Below are 18,338 nucleotides of genomic sequence, written 5' to 3'. Positions count from 1 at the left end.
AATTAAAGATTATTTCTGTCCAATAAAAATATTTCATTATCACTACTATATTATAGGATAGGAAATATGTATAAGCTTTACATTTTTATAATTACTTGTATCAGTTTAACTCTAGGAGCTTGTAGTGTTACAAAGCATATACCTAAAGTATACAAAATTAATGTCCAACAAGGCAGTGTTGTAGATCAAGAGATGATAGAGAAACTAAAGCCAGGAATGACAAAACAGCAAGTTAAATTTGTATTAGGCACACCAACAATTATTAATAGCTTTGAATCTAATCGTTGGTATTATATTTATAGTTACAAACCTGGGCGTGGTGATCGAGAACAGCATACCATAGTAGTATGGTTTAAAAATGAGTTACTTAGCTATGTTACTGGAAATGTTAAAATAAATACGGAATTAGCAGATAAAGGGTTACAAATAGAACAGGTAGAATCAGTAACTGTACCTCCACACCAAGAATCTAAGGGCTTTTTAAGTAAAGCGAAACGCTTATTGCATATGGGTAAGGACTCTATCCAATCTCCTAAAGACAAGTCTACAGGAAGCTATGAAAGCCATGGAAAATATGATTAACTCTTACTTGCACGATCACGGCGGGCTTGCCTAGGATCAATCATTAAAGGGCAATAAATTTCTATCCTATCTAGATGGTGAAGTGGTGTGCTTAACTCTATTATTTTGCCAAAAACACCGATTTCTGCACATTCAAGGTTAATTTCTGGAAATAGATTTAAAATACCAGATTTTTCAATTGCCTCTCTAACGATTGTATTTTCCTCTACAAGAATATTGATTAACGTAAGTTTTCTTGGGTGACCATAAGCTATAGAGACACTAAAATGATTAGCGCTGTCCATAGTAATTTCTCGCACGATTACAAAATGCATCTACCATAGTAGAGGTAATCTCATTGAAAATTGGACCTAAAGCAAGACCAATCATTTTGCTGGAAAATTCAAATTCCATCGTTAAAGAAACTCGGCACCCTTGATTTTCTCCAATAGGGTTAAAACGCCATGTACCTTCTAAGTGGCTAAAGGGCCCTTCTACTAATTGCATAGTTATGGTTTTATCTTGTTCTAACTTATTATGAGTAGTAAATGATTTATGGATAGGACCTTTAGCAATTTCTATGCTAGCACGCACATGTTCTTCATCACGGCTATAGACTTGGGTAGAGCGGCACCAAGGAAGAAATTGAGAATAAGCTTCAATATCATTTACTAAAGCATACATTTCTGCTGGAGTATAAGGTACTAATGCACTGCGATCTATTTTAGTCATAGGAATAATCAATCACTTTACTAAATTTAAAGTTTGTATTTAAACTAGTTACCAATTAAGTTTAACTATAAATAACTCTTATATTTTAGCCTTTTAAACTAATAATTTTCTAATTTTTTAAAATAAAGCTACTATTGAAAACAAATTTAGCTAGCTAAAATACCCAGCATTTTATAGCATTTATTACTTAATCTACTACAGCTATTGTTCGAATTGCTTTAGGTTTTACTTTAAATTTAAGTAGATTTACTTTCTATTTCAATAGTATGATAAAAGCAATAGTATATTTAATTAAAAAATTGAGATGGGTAAAAGTAAACCTAAACAGCCTACAAAAGGTACTAATAGTACCATTGCATTAAACCGCAGGGCATACCATGAATATTTTATTGAAACTAAATATGAAGCGGGTTTAGTGCTTGAGGGCTGGGAAGTAAAAAGTTTAAGAGCTGGTCATGCTCAGCTCAATGAAAGTTATTGCCTCCTTAAAAAAGGAGAGGCTTGGTTATTTGGTGCTCATATTAGTCCACTTACCAGTGCATCTACTCATATTCACCCAGATACTCAAAGAAACCGCAAACTTCTCCTTAATTCAGAGGAGCTTAGAAAATTGATCGGCGCTGTAGAGCGGCGAGGTTATGCGCTTATTCCACTTGCTCTTTATTGGAAAAAAGGTCTAGCAAAGCTAGAAATTGCTCTGGCTAAAGGTAAGCATAAGTATGATAAACGAGCTGATGAAAAAGAAAAAGAATGGCAACGGCAAAAGGAGCGGCTTGCAAAGGTTACAGCTTATTAACGTGAGTAGCTTATAAAAAATTCTATCTTCATATAGCAATTCTTACAGGTTATGTTATTAAAAAAGGTGAGATTTGGTTATTTAGTATCCAGATTAGACCTCTAACACGGCACATCTATCTATGTTCATTCAGATTCTCAAAAGGGCTATACACTATCTTTTCCTGTAGAAGAACTGAAAAAGATAATTAATGCCGTTGAAGAAGGTAGCTATGCTCTTGTTCCTCAAGAAACCTCTTGGAAAGAAGGTCAAAACTAGAAACTGCTCTGACTAAAGATAGAAATGAATACGATGATTAGGATTACTTACTATTACTCAGTTTTGCGGTGCGTCACTATCGTTATTTAGTAAAACATCTATTATGAAAATAAAAACATGATAATGCTTATAGTGAGCAACGATATAACTTCTTGATTCGATTTAATCTCTTTTTTAAGTTAGAATAGCTTATATATCTCTTTTATACTACTTGGGGGCGACCTGGCTTCGACGTGGATCGCAAAACCTGAGGGGCATGTCGAGGTGCAGAGCCCTCGTTAATCACCCTGCAAAAATTATAGTTGCCAACGACGACAACTACGCACTCGCTGCTTAATACCCAGTAGGGTGCCGTCTAGCTGAAGCCGTGCTTGTGCGTTCAGATCTCAGGCGTCATACTCACAAGATCGCAGGAAGGTAGCCTAGGGCTAACCTGCTAAACCTTTACTAGGATCGCTAGCTATTGCCTTGCCCATCAGGCTGTAGTCTAGTTAAATTTAAAGATTGGGATAAGCATGTAGAACCAAAGGCGGAGGATTTACGGACGCGGGTTCAATTCCCGCCGCCTCCACCAAGCCTCATCAATGATTCCATTTCTTTCTATGCAGCACTAAAATTCCACTTAAGGTCATTGCAATAAAATTGCATGGCTATAAAACTGATGTGCAGATAAAAATTACCATTTATTTAAAACAACCCATTGTTGCAGAGAGTTTATCCATAAAATTAGTGTAACCCGCAGGGATTTAATCAAATAGATAAGCGATGGGTAGATAAATATATTGTACTTTGAGAAATGCCAGAGGATGTTACAAAAACTCTAAAATTCTTTACTGGTGAAATTCCTCCGATAAAATCAAACTGTCAAGATAAAAGACGGATGCTTTTAAATGAAATGAATGAAGAGGATCAAAATAAAATCGTTAATTGTTTCAAATACTTTAAACTGATTATTATGCTTGGGCATATGAAACAGCAGAAAAGCTACGCCAAGGAAAGCTTAATGAAGTGGATGTGAAACAAGTTGCCGAGGAATTACGGGAATCTAATTTATCCATTACAATATTTCCAGCAGAATTTTTTCAAACAGGCTGGACTATGGTATAAATATTAGATAGTGAATTTTATCCAAGCTTGGATAGTATATTTCCTTGAAAGCCAAATGAAGTAAGGGCATCCCTTAAATAAACAACACCCTTACTCTAAAATACTTATTTTTTCCTATTTATTTGGATTAATATGATCTGTCCATTTATCCATGGTAGTAACCGGGTGAATATTTCCTGTTTGAGTAGGTGCTAAGATTTCAAAAAACTCAAGCATGGTTTGGTAGTCTTTAGCTTGGACGGCGATATAATAAGTATGTTCTGTGGCAGCTACATAGGCACTTAGAATTTTTACCCCTTTCTTTTCAGCCTGTTCCCGTCCTGCCCAAAAATCATTGAGCATAGTAGCACCTTCTTTGCTTCTACCGGGGCAATTTTCAGGGGTATGAGTCCAATGGACCATAAATATCATTCCGTCATCTTTTGCCATAACTTACCTCCTATCTAATGGGAATTTTCTGTCTATTACAATCAATTCTATTGTACCTAATTAATATAATTCAGGTATAATTATAGATAGTTTATATGGTGAGCGTAGCTCAGTTGGTAGAGCGCAGGATTGTGGTTCCTGTGGTCGTGGGTTCGATCCCCATCGCTCACCCCACCCTTGATTTAATAACTTTGGGCCATTAGCTCAATTGGTAGAGCAGCTGACTCTTAATCAGTAGGTTCAAGGTTCGAGTCCTTGATGGCCCACCAAGTGTATCTTCCTTTTTATTTTTACCTAATCGAAGCTAGCGAAAAAAGATTTTAAGCTAGATAACTTGTAAACGTATATTTTATAGAGAAAAAATTGAAGTGCAGAGTTTGAAAATGAACAAATAAGGAAAGATGGTTCTCTCTGGCGATCATAAAGCGTTAAATAGTTTCTTATTTTTAAATGAATTTTAAGCGATAAAACTAGGCTCTATAGAGCCTCGGCTAGAGCGATAAATCCAACCTAGGCTGAATAAGCCGATACTAAATAGCCAAACAATATTGGGTTCAGGAACATCCGTAAAAAAACCATAAGTAGTACCTTCACAACAATTACTGCTGGTCACTAAACTATCAGAATGTAGGGACATGAATATATCAGATTCAGTAACGGAAAATCCAAAATTCTCAAACATGCCATTAAATGTAAAATAACCTGTTAGTTTATCTCCAAAATTAAAATCCATACTGAGACCTCCACTAAGATAGATAAGAGAATCTCCTCCTATACCTCCTCCTACTGTATTTAATCCTATATTAATACCATCGAATCCCACTTTTATTTTGTCTACTACTCCAGATCCTGTTATTAAATCATCGATATTTGACCCATGAGGATTATAATCATGGCCCCAATCAGGTACATAAACCTCAAAATTAAATTTTATTTCAGGGGCAAGTCCTAAAGCAGCTACTTTGGGCATACTAACAGGACCATCGACATCATAGCTCATAATATTTGGATTATCATAATATCTTGGATCATAAGCGGATAGTACTTGCTCAAGATCATAGTTATAGTTTCCCTGTTTAAATATTTCATCAGGTACTATAATTTCGCCTGCTACAATTTTTATATTTCCTAAATTGCTATTGCCGAGACTTGGCGTCCAACGATAAATAGTTGATCCGTAGGCTAAATTAATATCTAAAACTGTAATTATAAAAATAAATAATAGTTTTTTTATTGTCATAAGGTTGTGCTCCATAGAGAAAGAACTTCCCTGTGTAAAAAAAATAAAATCTTTCCTTGAAAGATAAAAATAGAGTTTGAAAATGAACAAATAAGGAAAGATGGTTCTCTCTGGCGATCATAAAGCGTTAAATAGTTTCTTATTTTTAAATGAATTTTAAGCGATAAAACTAGGCTCTATAGAGCCTCGGCTAGAGCGATAAATCCAACCTAGGCTGAATAAGCCGATACTAAATAGCCAAACAATATTGGGTTCAGGAACATCCGTAAAAAAACCATAAGTAGTACCTATACAACAACCATTAGAGGTGTTTAAACTATCAGAAAATAGGGATGTAAGCGTACTAGACTCAGTAACGGAAAATCCAAAATTCTCACTCATGCCATCTAATGTAAAATCACCTGTTAATTTATCTCCAAAATTAAAATTCATACTGTTAAAATAGAAAAAAATCTCTTCACTAGAATAGAAAAGAGTCCCTCCACTAGATCGAACACTATAAACAGTACCATCGAATCCCACTTTCATTTTGTCTACTCCAGGCCCTGTTATTAAATCATCGATATTCGAAGCCCCAAAATCTGCGCGATGAGGTATATAAACCTCAAAATTAAATGTTATTTCAGGGGCAAGTCCTAAAGCAGCTACTTTGGGCATATCAACATAACCACCGGTCATAATATCTGGATTATCATAATATATTGGATCATAGGCGGATAATTCTTGCCCAAGATCATAGTTATAAATTCCCTGTTTAAATATTTCATCAGGTACTATAATTTCGCCTGCTACAATTTTTATAGTTCCTGAGTTGCTATTGCCGAGACTTGGCGTCCAACGATAAATAGTTGATCCGTATACTAAATTAATATCTAAAACTGCAATTATAAAGATAAATAATAGTTTTTTTATTGTCATAAAATTACGCTCCATAGAGAAAAAACTTCCCTGTGTAAAAAAAATGAAATCTTTCCTTGAAAAATAAAGATTATGTACTACATTTATCCGATTAACTAAATGATAGCATTTTTTTATTTTTAATCGTGTAGCTAGTAAATTCTTAAAGTATTTAAAGGAGCTCTTTTTTTTACAAATTAGTTGCTTTATATTTAATGAATCCGGTTTATTTTGAGACTCATTTTAAAACACCTACTTATATAAAAAATTGGCCTAATGAATTTGCTATTATTACCGCCTATGCCACCACAGGAGAAGTATGGACTGAAGAAAGAAATAATCAGGCAGATAATAATCTTAAAAGTGAATTACTAAAACAATCAGGCTGGGTGGAGAGATTAATAGGTTATTCGCCTACTACTGGACATGCAGAGCCGGGCTGGGCTACAGCGATAAGCTTTGATATTGCCTGTAATATAGGGCAGTTATTTTATCAAGATGCGATTTATTATGTAGAAAGTAATCAGCTTTATGTGAGTTTTTGCGATCACAGACGCTTTAAAGTGTTTGTAGAGAGTTTTCAGGCTAGAATAGAAAGTAGGCTATAAAAATAGTGCTAAGGAGCTACTCAAAATACTTGAGTGCTCCTAGAGCATAGGATATGGAGAGTAGCGTTTCTTATATTACTTAATAAATTCAAATAAAGCTGGGTTAAACCAACTTCTCCCTTCACGAGAAGCAAGTAATTCAGCTGATTCCGGTCCCCAAGTACCAGCAGAGTAGTTTGGGAAATTAACTGCTTGATTATTTTCCCAAACATCAAGAATTGGCATCAATAATTCCCATGCTGCCTCTACTTGATCTGATCTCACAAAGAGGGTAGCATCGTTTCGCATAATATCCCATAACAGGGTTTCATATGCATCGGGAGAGGGTGTTTTAAAAGAATCGCTATAACTAAAACGCATATCTACAGGGCGTAAAATTAATTCTTGACCTGGTTGTTTTGCTAAAAACTTAAGAATGATTCCCTCATCGGGTTGCAACCTAATTACCAATTGAGCAGGCCGTGCATTTAATCCTGCTGAAGCAGGAAAGGCTTGATGGGGTACATCTCTAAAGCGAATCGAAATTTCTGAAACTTTAGCAGATAACCTCTTTCCTGTGCGTAGATAGAAAGGCACGCCTTGCCAGCGCCAATTGTCTACATGAAGTTGTAGGGCACAGTAAGTTTCTGTATTTGAATTAGGGTTAATTCCTTCTTCCTCTCGGTAACCCGCTACTTTAGCACCATTAATCCAACCAATCCCATATTGTCCACGAGCAGCATAACGATTCACTTGATCTTTTGAAATGGATCTCAGTGAATGCATTACCCCCATCCTACGATCTCGAATGTCATCTGCGCTGAAAGTAACTGGTGGTTCCATAGCAACTAAACATAGGAGCTGAAGTACATGATTCTGTACCATATCCCGCATCGCACCTGCTGTCTCATAAAAAGCAGCCCGATGTTCTACCCCTAGAGTTTCTGCTACAGTGATAGTAACACTATCAATATAATTCCGGTTCCAAATAGGTTCAAAAATGGGATTTGCAAAACGGAAAGCAAGGATATTTTGTACATTTTCTTTACCCAGAAAATGATCAATACGATAAATTTGCCTCTCTTTAAAATGAGTTCTTAATACATTGTTAATCTCATTAAAAGTTTCTAAATTACGACCTAAAGGTTTTTCTACTACAATTCTTGAATGTTCCCGATCCCGAGAAAGACCTGCAGCACCTAACCCTTTAGCAATTCCTGAGAATAAAAACGGTGGTGTAGCAAGATAAAAAATCTGCTCTTTGTGCTGCTGATGATGACCCCAGTTTTTATTTTGCTTTGCAATAAGATCTGCTAACTCATCATAACAAGGTTGAGCAGTAATATCTCCTTTATGATAATGAATTAGTTGAAAAAAAGATTGCCAAATATCCTCGCTACAAGTTCCATAGCGAGAATATTGTTGTATGCTTTCTCGATAATGCTCTGCTAGAGATTGATCCGTATAATCTTGACGATCAACCCCAATAATTGCAAATTGCTCTGGGAGATGCTTACCCACATGGAGATTAAACAGTGCTGGAATAATCAATCGCCAAGAGAGATCACCACCTGCACCAAACAGTACAAAGACTGTAGGTGGATGTTGAGCATTGGAATTCTTGGAATTCATAATTTACTCCGTTGTAGACCATTGAATATGAAAAGTACCTTCCTGATCTACCCGTTCAAAGGTATGGGCACCAAAGTAATCTCGTTGAGCTTGAAGTAAATTAGCAGGTAATTGGGCACTGCGATAAGTATCGTAATAACTTAAAGCAGAAGTAAATCCTGGAATAGGTAATCCCCAAGGGGTAGCGGTGGTAATTACTTTGCGTATATTTTCTTGAGTATTGACTATCTTAGCACTATAATTCGTATCTAGAATTGGGTTAATCAGATCTGGGCTATTTCGATAAACATTGCGTAAATCTTTTAGCAACTGGGAGCGGATAATACATCCCTCACGCCAAACTGCTGCGACTGTTTCTAGTACTAATCCATAATCATAAGCTTTGTTAGCTACCTGAAGCAGATGTATACCTTGAGCGTACGTGAGCATCATTGCCCCATAAAGTGCATTACCTAACTCAGCAATAAATGCAGTTTTATCTCCATTAAAAGAAATACTGGATTTAGGTCCTGCTAGCTTTTGACTTGCCTGTAGCCGTTGATCTTTAGTAGATGAAAGTACTCGTTGGGTAACTGCTGCATCAATAACGGGAGTAGGTGCTTGCAAGGTTAAACTCTCCTCTGAAGTCCAAAGCCCTGTTCCTTTTTGGTGTGCTGTATCTAAAATTTTAGGAAGAATATAACCATCCCCTAAAGGATCTTTTTGTACTAATACATCAGCAGTAATTTCCATGAGAAATCCGCCCATTGGGCCTTTGGTCCACTCCTTATAAACCTTATGAAGTTCCTCTAAATTTAAACCAAGCCCACGATGCATAATATCGTAGCTTTCAGTAATCAACTCCATTAAGCCATATTCAATACCATTATGTACCATTTTTACATAGTGACCGGCAGCACCTCTACCTAACCAGCCTACACAAGGCTCTCCATCTGCTTTTGCTGCTGCTGCTTCTAGTATAGGTTTTGCATGTTCCCAAGCAGTACGATCCCCACCGGGCATTAAGCTAGGTCCATGACGAGCACCTGATTCACCACCAGAGACACCCATTCCCATAAAATGGATATTTTTCTTTGCTAATTCCTCAACTCGACGATTAGTATCCTTAAAAAAAGAATTGCCCCCATCAATCATAATATCACCTGCTTCAAGGTGAGGAGCAAAATCATGGATAACTGCATCTACAGGAGCCCCTGCAGGCACAAGCATCAGAATAGTTCTTGGCTTTTTTAAAGCAATAATAAATTGAGTAATATCATTATAAGCATTGATTTTACTTGGATCTGAGAGCTGTTCTTGAGCCATATTTGTAAGGTGAGAACCTTTGCTAGAATCCCGATCATAGGCAACTACAGTAAATCCATTTTCAGCAATGTTCAGACCTAAGTTAGCTCCCATTACACCAAGACCTACAATACCAATATCTGCCGATGTTTTTTGTGTTTCAGCCATATTTCTCAACTCCAATTAATATTTATGAAGCTATTAGCGTATTACTAATACATATTTAATACTATTTAATTAAATTAAACCCTTAGGTTGCAAAAAGCAACTCTAAGGGTTTTAGGTAGTTTGATTTTTACCCCCTAGAAAAGGGGATGGCAGGTTATTTTAACCGAGAGTGATCGGATACCCTGTGGTTATATCTAATTCTGATTGATAGAGATTATCTCCTTCTATTTGAACCTTTAAAGTAAGCGGCCAATTTCCCTCGTCAGGTACTTCCAATACGCCTCCATAAACCCCTGGTTTTACTTCTTTAGCATCCATACGAATTTGTTGCCTAAATTCACTATCTTGAGATGATACCTGAATCCTAGCATTCTCTACAGGATGGCTCTCTTCATCTTGAAGATAAATCACCATGATATTTTTACCTATAGTAGCTTGCTTTGATTTCAAAGCCACTTTAAAGCGATAGGGACCTATATTGTAAGGTAATGCTGATTCACTTTTTGCTGAAGATTCGTTAGAAGAAGAAATTTGTTGATTATGAGCTGTATCTTTCTCTGATCCTGAGTTTTTAATTGGAGAGATGATATAACCCTTTGCAGGGTTATTTACAATGTGTACCTCATCTCCTTCTAATAAGGCAGCACTGGGGTTATCTATAATTCGATCATTTTTAGAAATTCCTTCAATTTGGAATGTTGTAGGATAAATTCTTTTGATTTTAATAGGTTTATAGTGAACTCGATTATCATCAGTAACTACCGCAACAGTAGCTCCATTCTCTACAAAAACCATAGAAGTAGTAGGGATAACTAGTGCTCCCTTACGGGTAGGTGCGTTGATACGTACAGTAGCGTAAGTACCCGGCCAGAGTAAATGATCCTTATCATCATTGTATATAACGAATTCAGTAATAGCAGTACGAGTGCTGGTATCAAATCCTTCAGCACTTGTTAAGAACTTAGCTTTAAATTGCTTATCTGGAAATTGTGGTACCATAACATCAGCAGTAAGTCCTGGCTTAAGAAAGGGACCAAATGCTTCTGGGACACTGACAAAAAGTCGCATTTTACGAATATCAGCAACCGTAAAAATATTAACCTCGCCATTTTCTCCTTCCTTTAAACTTAAACTTCCTGTTTCGTTTACATAGTCTCCCATATTAACGTTACGGGAAATGATAACCCCGTCAAAAGGAGCAATAATATGTTTAAATTGTCTTCGTGCTTGAATATTTTCAAGCTCTTGTTCTGCTTTTTTAAGCTCTGCTTTTTTTACTTTTTCATTAGCTTGTTGAACTGTTACCGACTGAATAGAAACAGCGTTAGTATTACCCAAACCTACATAACGATCCTTAGTTACTACAGCTAGGTTGTATTCCGCTTCTTTTGCAGCTACTTCTGCTTCAGCCATTTTATACTCCGCATCAATCATTGGAGTATTTAAGATAGCCAATAAATCCCCTTTTTTAACTTTCGCACCGTAATCGGTATACCACTCTTCTACGTAACCTGCTACTCGAGCATAAATAGGTGCTTGATGCCAAGCTACAAAATTACCCGGCAATTCAATGGTTTCTTCTGGTTGAACGGGAGAAGGATACAGTACAGTTACCGCAGGAGTGGCCATCTCAAGGGTTTCTTCCCGCATGGCAATCGCTTCTTTTTTAGCACTCAATACCCGATAGCCTATATAGAGACCAAGGACTAGTATAATAACAATAATTAGGATCTTGCTACGCCAAGATCCATTTGAACTAAAATTTTTACTCACGAATTATTCTCCTGATTGGGTAGCTGCAGAGCGCCGATGGTAAATAATGGCATAAACGCATGGTACGAAAATTAAAGTAAAGATAGTGGCTAGTGTTAAACCACCAATCACTGCTCGTCCTAGAGGGGCATTTTGTGAATTACCGGTTGCCATAGGAATCATACCTGCAATCATGGCAGATGCAGTCATTAATACTGGACGGAAGCGGGCAACGCCAGCCTCAAGTGCAGCCTTAATCGCTTCGCCATGTATTTCAATCCGCTCACGAGCATAAGAGACTACTAAAATAGAGTTTGCCGTTGCGGTACCCATAGTCATAATCGCTCCTGTTAAAGCAGGTACCGAAATATTAGTATGGGTCAGGAAAAGCATCCAAGCGATCCCCCCTAAAGCACCGGGAAGTGCAGTAATAATAATGAAGGGATCAAGCCAAGATTGGAAATTAACGACAATTAATAAGTAGATTAATACAATTGAGGCAACTAAACCGATAATCATTTCTGCAAAAGCACTCTCCATAAGAATAGCTTGTCCTTCTATTTCAACCGCTGCACTATGAGGGAGTTCATCTTTTACACTATCTACAATTTCTCGTACCTCCTCTAAGGTAGATCCCAAATCTCGTCCTTCTGGAGAAACATAAATATCGAATAAAGGCATAATATCTGCATGAGTAATTACCCCAGGAGTACCAATAGGGCTTACCGTGCCCACATTCCCTAGCAGCTGTAGTTTATTGCGCCCTTCTTTACCTTCATTACTTTGAATAGGTACTGCTAATAACTGGTTAACTTCCTTAAGCTTAGGCTGAGGGATACGGACATTAATCGGGTAAGCCATTCCCGTAGCCCTATCTAACCAAAAATTTAAGTCAATTTGATAACTACCTGCAGTAGCAATCAACATATTGTCGCCGAAATCTTTTTGATGAATATCTACGCCAAGCCCAAAAGCTCGATTTGATTCGACCAATAGAGTAGGGGTATTCATGGTTTGTTGGATCACCACATCTCGTGCCCCTGGGATATTTTTTAATAGACCATGAAGTTTACGTACATATTCAAAATTATCCACTTGATCAGGACCATTAATTTGTACATCAATGGGAGCAGGTGAACCAAAATTAAGAATTTTTCCTGTTAAATCTGAAGGTTGAAAAGTAAACTCGCTCCCTGGGTAAAGTTTTGTTAGCCCTTTACGTAATACTTCTCTAAATTCCCAAATTGGGGACTTAGGATTAGTTAATGACATAGTTACGTCACAATCTTGAGAGCCAATAGTAGGCGTGGGGATAAACGCAAGATTATGAGGACCTACCGGTAACCCGCAGTTATTGATAATATCTTCTACTTTGTCCGGAAGTAATTTTCTAATATCTTCTGCTATTAATGCAGAAATCCGATCAGAAACTTCAATTCGAGTACCCAGAGGGAATCGAACGTGCATCTGCATAGAATCGGTTTTAACTTCAGGGAAAAAATCTCGCCCATTAAAAGCGAATAAAACCCAAGAGCCTAAAGCAATTGCAAGCATTACAATCACAGTAAAATTACGGCGTGCCATGGATTTTTCTAGTAGACTACCATAGCCATCACGAAATCGATTAAAACCTCGATCAATACTCTGACCAATTTGAACAAAAATCCCTTTTGGCTTTTTCTCTTGTTCTAGATCAGGTACGGACTCCGCAAAATGGGTACCACCCACATTATGAAGAGCTTCTTCTTCCGTTTCCCTTTCTGTTAGCTCATAAACTTCTTGAGCAGATTTATCAATTTCTGGGCGATCGGGGTGGAGATGATCGTCAGGAGCATTTGGATCATGGAGAATATACTTTGCCATGGTTGGCACTAGAGTATAGGAAAGGAAAAAAGAAGCTAGCATGGCATAAATTACTGCTTTTGCCATAGGACCAAATAAAAATCCAGAAACACCACTTAATCCAAATAAGGGAAGCCAAACGATACCAATAGCAAGTGTTGCGACAAAAGTAGGTAGAAGAATCTGCCTCGTTCCATCTAAAATTGCAGTCTCCAGCGGTTTCCCCATGTGAATATGGGTATCCATATTTTCAATAACTACCGTAGCATTATCTACCAATACCCCTACAGATAAGGCTAATCCTCCTAAAGTCATTACGTTAATTGTTTCCTCTGTATAATAGAGAGCAATTAAAGCAGTTAAGAGAGATAAAGGAATAGTGGCAGCAATAATAACCGTGGGTCGCCATGATCCCAGTAGTACCAATACAATGGTACCTACTAAGGCAGCAGCAATAATAATTTCGTGCACCACATCATTAATTGATTCTTTTACAAAGGTAGAGGCATCATTTACCAACTTAATGTGCACATCTTTAGGAACCACAGTTTCAAGTCGTGGAATAATATCTTTTACTCCTTGAACCACAGACAAAGTAGAGGCCTCACTACTTTTCATCACTACAATCATCACAGATTGTTTACCGTCTACGATAACCGCATTTTTTAACACATTCCCCATAAGGTTCACATCTGCTACGTCACGAAGATAGACATAATTATTTCCTTCTCTTTTAAGAGGAATTTTTTCATAATCTTCGATAGTAAGTACGGAGGAGTTGGTCAATACTACCCAATCAGTAGAATAGATTTTCATATCCCCACCGGGAAGTACTAAATTTTGACGATTAACTGCTTCGTGGACATCTGCAGGGGTAAGGTGTCGGGCAAGGAGTTTATCCCGATCAATGGCAATACCTACCGTCATATCTTGTCCCCCATAAGGATGGGGGAGAATTGCTCCCTCTACAGTAACTAATAGAGGGCGAATCCGCATCACTGAAAGATTATATAGATCTGCAGGAGATAGGGTATCTGAAGTAACTTGTATAGTAGCCACCGGCACAGATGAAGGAGCCAACTTCATTACCATAGGTGGAGCAATATCAGGAGGTAAGAAATTCACTACCGTTTGAGAAATTGCAGTAATATCTGCTTCAGCTTGTGCTGGATCTACTTCGTGCTGCAAAAAGATATTAACAATACTACTACCAAAATAGGAATGGCTATGAATATATTTAATTCCTTCTACGGTAGAGGTTAAAAATCTCTCAAAAATATAAGTGATACGCCCCTCAATATCCTGTGGGAGCATTCCATCATAAGCCCATACTACTGAAGTAATTGGGATTTTGATGTTTGGGAAAATATCAGTAGCTGCTTTAAGCACCGACTGAATCCCAAGAATAATAATTAAAATAGAAAGAACAACAAATGTATAAGGCCTTTTTAAGGCAACGACAACGAGTTGATTCATAATAGATTTTTAACCTGGATATAAGTCAGGAAATTGTATTTTAAATACGTCATATACTGGCAACAACTACCTATCAAAATCATTGATTAACCTCTTTAATAGCAGGTTGTTCCTGTCTGAGGATGGTTCCTTGATCAGAAATTTTCTCTTTTTGTAACACTGGTTTTGGTGTTGCGTTATTAGGAGAAATAGGAACAGGGTGGGAAAGATCACTATAAGCTTTGTTATAGTCCCCATTTTTAGTAGCAGGTACTTTTACATCACCCGCTTGAGGAGCCTTATCTAAGTCAGTGTATTGCAGGACTTCCATAGGCTGTATTTCTTTATCTGTAGGTAATCCGTTGCGATTCCACCCACCACCTAAAGAACGTACAAGATCTACCGTAGATCGAGCCATTCTTGATTTCGCCTCTACTAAATCAATTCGAGAATCTAAGGTTTGAATTTGAGCAAGGAGCAAATCAAGACTGGTGGCTAATCCGCCGGTGTAAAGACTGGCAGTTAGATTTTGGGTTTCTACTGCAGCTTTTACTGAGTCTTCTAGTTTCCTCATCTCAGCAGTAATTAGGGTAGTTCTACTGAGATCATTTTCTACTTCTCGAAACGCATTTAACACAGTGGAGCGATATTCATCAACGGTTTGTCGATAAGCAGACCAAGTTTGTTGTACTTGAGCTCGACGATAACCTCCATTAAAAATAGGTAAAGCAAGTTCTAAGCCATAAGACCAAAGGCTGCTGGCTACCTCAAATAAATTAAATCCTCCTTCAAATCCGCCTAACATACTAAAATTTACATGGGGATAAAAAGCAGCGCGAGCGATACCAATCACTCGGTTTGCTTGTGCCATTTTGCGCTCAGAGGCAGCAATATCTGGTCGTCTTTCAAGTAAAGTAGAAGGAAGATGAGTTGGTAATTTAAAGTCAATATTAGGAAATTGCTCTATAGGAGCAACAGAAAAGGTAGAGGGTGATTGATTAACTAATACGGCAATGGCATGTTCTGTAACTTGGCGCTCTCTACGAACAGCCAATTGTCTGGCTTCAGTACTATAGAGTAAGTACTGAGTACGAGTAATATCAATTCTTGGAGCAAGGGCACCGACAAACCTATCTGTAACAAGACCAAGTAATTTTTTATAGTAATCAATAGATTGATCGTAAATAGCTTCTTGCCCATCTAAGCCCCGCAATAAATAGTAATTACTTGCAAGTTCAGCTTGTATACCTAGACGTACTAAAGCATAAGCAGCGGCTAGCTCTTCAGCATGATAAATCTCAATTCTGGTTCTATTACGAATTCTTGAGAAAAAGTCTGGCTCCCAGCCTGCACCTCCTGTAAACATAGAGGTACCCATTTCAGAGTGCTCCCCTATACCTCGCCACAGGGCATCATCAGATTGTCTATTACCTGATGCATCAAATCCCCAACCTATTTGAGGTATGAGTTTGGAGTAACTTTTCATCATCATATCCCGAGCTTGCATAAACCGCTCAGCAGCAGCATGTAAGTCTGGATTAGCCTCCATCGCTTGAGCTTCAAGCTCATCTAATGTGGGATCTTCATAGAGTTTCCACCAGTCAGGGCGTATTTCTCCATCAGAAGGATTAGCTTTAGCAAATGGACCAGACCCTCTCCAAGAGTCCGGAAGAATAAATTCTTCAGGTTTATAACCAGGTGCTAAATCGATACTCATAGCACCGTTGATGCAGCCAGTTAAGAGAAGTGCAGATAAGAATATGCAACTATTCTGAATAAAGATGCGAAAATTAGAAAAGCAAGATATTAAAATATGAACTTTTTGATATCTTTTCTTATCACAAGTATTGTGTCTACTCATAGTTTTAGTTTTTTAATAGTTAAAGTGAGCAAATCAGCTTGAGTCTGCGAAGCAGTAGATATTTGCACTGCTCCTTATAAGTGGGGTGAAATAAAGCGGAAGGTATGCTGCCTTTCATCTTTAGAAGGCATTGAAGCGGCTGAGATGGATTATTCTTAGTATGTCTCAAGGCTCAGGATTTTTTGTTGGTAAATAGATACTAGAAAAAATCCTAATCTTTATTTTCTAAATGTTGAGGTGTGCTCATACAAAAACAATCATTCTATAGTGAGAACCCACTTATAGGCTTCTAGTTAATTTATAGTTATAGAGAAAAAAATAGAGGGTTTATTTTAACTAAGGTTTTAGTTGAATTCAAACACTATATGGTGTTTTAGGCTGGTTTTTATAAAAAAAAGGTATATTTCCCCATATTTCAGTTTAAAAGAACTAATTTAGTTAGATATGGAATTTAATCTTTAATAGCGAGAGAGTATGTGATTTAGGAATCACATACTAAAATAGTTTATAAAAAAATTACTAGTTAAGTCATATCTACCTCTTCATCTAAACCTTCTACGGCGATATTACTATCGATTATGCCTTTAGCCATTGCTTCTGCATCTATTAACTCATTATCATAAATATTTGTTTTATATTCTTGGGTAGAATAATCAGCAGTAGAACTAATAAGTGGCTGTGCTTTTTCACTTACGTGAATATGGGTAATAGTAGAAAGACCAAGGCGAAGAGGATGTTGCAAAAGCTCCTCTCTCGGGAGTCCTATACGTACAGGCACTCTCTGAACAATATGAATAAAGTTACCTACTGCATTATCTGGAGGTAATAAAGCAAATACAGCCCCTGTTCCTGGAACGATACCTTCAACAGTGCCATGGTAAGTATAGTGATCTCCGTAAGTATCTACATATACAAGAACAGATTGGCCAGGACGAATTTGACGTAACTCAGTCTCTCGTACATTTACCTCCACCCATACGTGATCTAAAGGCACAATAGTCAATAACAAATTCCCTGGCATTACCCGATCTCCAACCTGGGCTTTGCGCTTAGCAACCAACCCAGTTGAAGGTGCTAGTAGATTTTGTCGTACATATTCAAGGTAGGCACTGATCATCTCATTTTTAGCAGTTATGACTGAGGGGTGCTCACGTATCGTAGTTTTTCCTACTTGAGAAACGATTGCGTCCAGCTGGGATTGAATTTCCATGACATCTGCTTGCAGCGAATTCATGTTATCCACTGCATTTTGGAGGATTTGTTTAGAAATTGCTCCGCTAGGCAGTGCTTTACGGTAACGAATAACGTCATGGCGTACTAATGCAAGCTGTGCTGATCGAGACTGAAGTCTTTGCTCCACTTCTCGTCTTTGAGCAAAAAGGCCAGCAACTTTACGCACTGTTTCTCCAAGCCTACCTTGGGTACGACCTAAATCAGCTTGTGCTACGTGTGCATCTAAAGTAATTAACAAATCACCCTTTTTTACAATTTGAGTTTCTTCAGTTAATACTTGCGTAATAATTCCATGGGCTTGGGCTTCCAAAGGGATAAGGTTACCGGTCACAAATGCATTATCTGTCCATATCCAAAAGCGTGCATAAAACCACCAGTAGCCTGCATAAATAATTGCAATTGCTAGTATAGTTAGGGTAAATAGCCCTAATCTACGATTACGCCTAGCACGAATTGCTTTGGGGTGAATTCTAGAGGGTGTTGTACTCATGTTAAAAACTTAAT

Annotated in this window: 14 protein-coding genes, 2 tRNA genes, 1 other RNA gene and 1 pseudogene; 7 read left to right on the top strand and 11 right to left on the bottom strand. The window is 37.5% G+C overall.

Features of this window, described 5'->3' with window-relative positions; translation table 11 throughout:
- Nucleotides 1-66: 66 nt before the first annotated feature.
- Complete coding sequence (locus NSCAC_RS05835; protein ID WP_197743899.1) at nucleotides 67-582, top strand: outer membrane protein assembly factor BamE; 516 nt, start codon at nucleotides 67-69, stop codon at nucleotides 580-582.
- Here the strand turns inward: NSCAC_RS05835 and NSCAC_RS05830 are convergent.
- Nucleotides 579-866 (bottom strand): RnfH family protein, encoded by a 288-nt coding sequence (locus tag NSCAC_RS05830; RefSeq protein WP_197743898.1) that lies wholly within the window; start codon nucleotides 864-866, stop codon nucleotides 579-581. The genes NSCAC_RS05835 and NSCAC_RS05830 overlap by 4 nt on opposite strands.
- Nucleotides 853-1,293: a type II toxin-antitoxin system RatA family toxin gene (locus NSCAC_RS05825; protein WP_197743897.1), complete on the bottom strand. Its 441-nt coding sequence runs from the start codon at nucleotides 1,291-1,293 to the stop codon at nucleotides 853-855. Before NSCAC_RS05825 ends, NSCAC_RS05830 begins: the two co-directional genes overlap by 14 nt.
- Nucleotides 1,294-1,597: 304 nt before the next feature.
- On the opposite strand from NSCAC_RS05825, the gene smpB reads away from it, so the two are divergent.
- The 3 genes and pseudogenes from smpB to NSCAC_RS05805 form a co-directional block, all read left to right on the top strand.
- Nucleotides 1,598-2,089: an SsrA-binding protein SmpB gene (gene smpB, locus NSCAC_RS05820; protein WP_197743896.1), complete on the top strand. Its 492-nt coding sequence runs from the start codon at nucleotides 1,598-1,600 to the stop codon at nucleotides 2,087-2,089.
- 471 nt (nucleotides 2,090-2,560) lie between these two features.
- Nucleotides 2,561-2,921: a transfer-messenger RNA gene (gene ssrA / locus NSCAC_RS05815) on the top strand.
- Between the two features lie 222 nt (nucleotides 2,922-3,143).
- Nucleotides 3,144-3,290 (top strand): annotated as a pseudogene (locus NSCAC_RS05805) (hypothetical protein); the annotation flags it as partial.
- A gap of 278 nt (nucleotides 3,291-3,568) precedes the next feature.
- On the opposite strand, the gene NSCAC_RS05795 reads toward NSCAC_RS05805, so the two are convergent.
- Complete coding sequence (locus tag NSCAC_RS05795; protein ID WP_197743893.1) at nucleotides 3,569-3,883, bottom strand: DUF3303 domain-containing protein; 315 nt, start codon at nucleotides 3,881-3,883, stop codon at nucleotides 3,569-3,571.
- A gap of 98 nt (nucleotides 3,884-3,981) precedes the next feature.
- On the opposite strand from NSCAC_RS05795, the gene NSCAC_RS05790 reads away from it, so the two are divergent.
- Together NSCAC_RS05790 and NSCAC_RS05785 are read left to right on the top strand one after the other, a co-directional pair.
- Nucleotides 3,982-4,057 (top strand) — tRNA-His (locus tag NSCAC_RS05790).
- A gap of 19 nt (nucleotides 4,058-4,076) precedes the next feature.
- Nucleotides 4,077-4,152: transfer RNA gene (locus tag NSCAC_RS05785), tRNA-Lys, on the top strand.
- A 188-nt stretch (nucleotides 4,153-4,340) separates the two neighbouring features.
- Here NSCAC_RS05785 and NSCAC_RS05780 read toward each other — a convergent pair.
- Nucleotides 4,341-5,123, bottom strand: a complete 783-nt coding sequence (locus tag NSCAC_RS05780; RefSeq protein ID WP_197743892.1) for a hypothetical protein — start codon at nucleotides 5,121-5,123, stop codon at nucleotides 4,341-4,343.
- A 156-nt stretch (nucleotides 5,124-5,279) separates the two neighbouring features.
- Complete coding sequence (locus tag NSCAC_RS05775; protein ID WP_197743891.1) at nucleotides 5,280-6,041, bottom strand: hypothetical protein; 762 nt, start codon at nucleotides 6,039-6,041, stop codon at nucleotides 5,280-5,282.
- A 194-nt stretch (nucleotides 6,042-6,235) separates the two neighbouring features.
- On the opposite strand from NSCAC_RS05775, the gene NSCAC_RS05770 reads away from it, so the two are divergent.
- Nucleotides 6,236-6,628, top strand: a complete 393-nt coding sequence (locus tag NSCAC_RS05770) for a DUF3293 domain-containing protein (RefSeq protein WP_197743890.1) — start codon at nucleotides 6,236-6,238, stop codon at nucleotides 6,626-6,628.
- Nucleotides 6,629-6,703: 75 nt separating this feature from the next.
- Here NSCAC_RS05770 and zwf read toward each other — a convergent pair whose 3' ends face one another.
- From zwf to NSCAC_RS05740, 6 genes are all read right to left on the bottom strand, one after another.
- The gene (gene zwf / locus NSCAC_RS05765) at nucleotides 6,704-8,239 is read right to left on the bottom strand and encodes a glucose-6-phosphate dehydrogenase (protein WP_232085898.1); all 1,536 of its coding nucleotides are present in this window, start codon (nucleotides 8,237-8,239) and stop codon (nucleotides 6,704-6,706) included.
- Nucleotides 8,240-8,242: 3 nt separating this feature from the next.
- Nucleotides 8,243-9,691 carry an NADP-dependent phosphogluconate dehydrogenase gene (gndA, locus tag NSCAC_RS05760; protein WP_197743889.1) on the bottom strand — a complete coding sequence of 483 codons (1,449 nt, stop codon included), beginning with the start codon at nucleotides 9,689-9,691 and terminating at the stop codon, nucleotides 8,243-8,245.
- Between the two features lie 159 nt (nucleotides 9,692-9,850).
- Nucleotides 9,851-11,464 carry an efflux RND transporter periplasmic adaptor subunit gene (locus tag NSCAC_RS05755; RefSeq protein ID WP_197743888.1) on the bottom strand — a complete coding sequence of 538 codons (1,614 nt, stop codon included), beginning with the start codon at nucleotides 11,462-11,464 and terminating at the stop codon, nucleotides 9,851-9,853.
- A 3-nt stretch (nucleotides 11,465-11,467) separates the two neighbouring features.
- Complete coding sequence (locus tag NSCAC_RS05750; RefSeq protein ID WP_197743887.1) at nucleotides 11,468-14,761, bottom strand: efflux RND transporter permease subunit; 3,294 nt, start codon at nucleotides 14,759-14,761, stop codon at nucleotides 11,468-11,470.
- A gap of 79 nt (nucleotides 14,762-14,840) precedes the next feature.
- Nucleotides 14,841-16,601: an efflux transporter outer membrane subunit gene (locus NSCAC_RS05745; protein ID WP_197743886.1), complete on the bottom strand. Its 1,761-nt coding sequence runs from the start codon at nucleotides 16,599-16,601 to the stop codon at nucleotides 14,841-14,843.
- A gap of 523 nt (nucleotides 16,602-17,124) precedes the next feature.
- Nucleotides 17,125-18,324: an HlyD family secretion protein gene (locus tag NSCAC_RS05740; RefSeq protein ID WP_197743885.1), complete on the bottom strand. Its 1,200-nt coding sequence runs from the start codon at nucleotides 18,322-18,324 to the stop codon at nucleotides 17,125-17,127.
- Between the last annotated feature and the right edge of the window lie 14 nt (nucleotides 18,325-18,338).

This window comes from Candidatus Nitrosacidococcus tergens (assembly GCF_902810445.1).
Lineage (GTDB): Bacteria > Pseudomonadota > Gammaproteobacteria > Nitrosococcales > Nitrosococcaceae > Nitrosacidococcus > Nitrosacidococcus tergens.
Note: the sequence above shows the minus strand (reverse complement) of the source record. Positions and strands in the feature narration are given on the sequence as shown.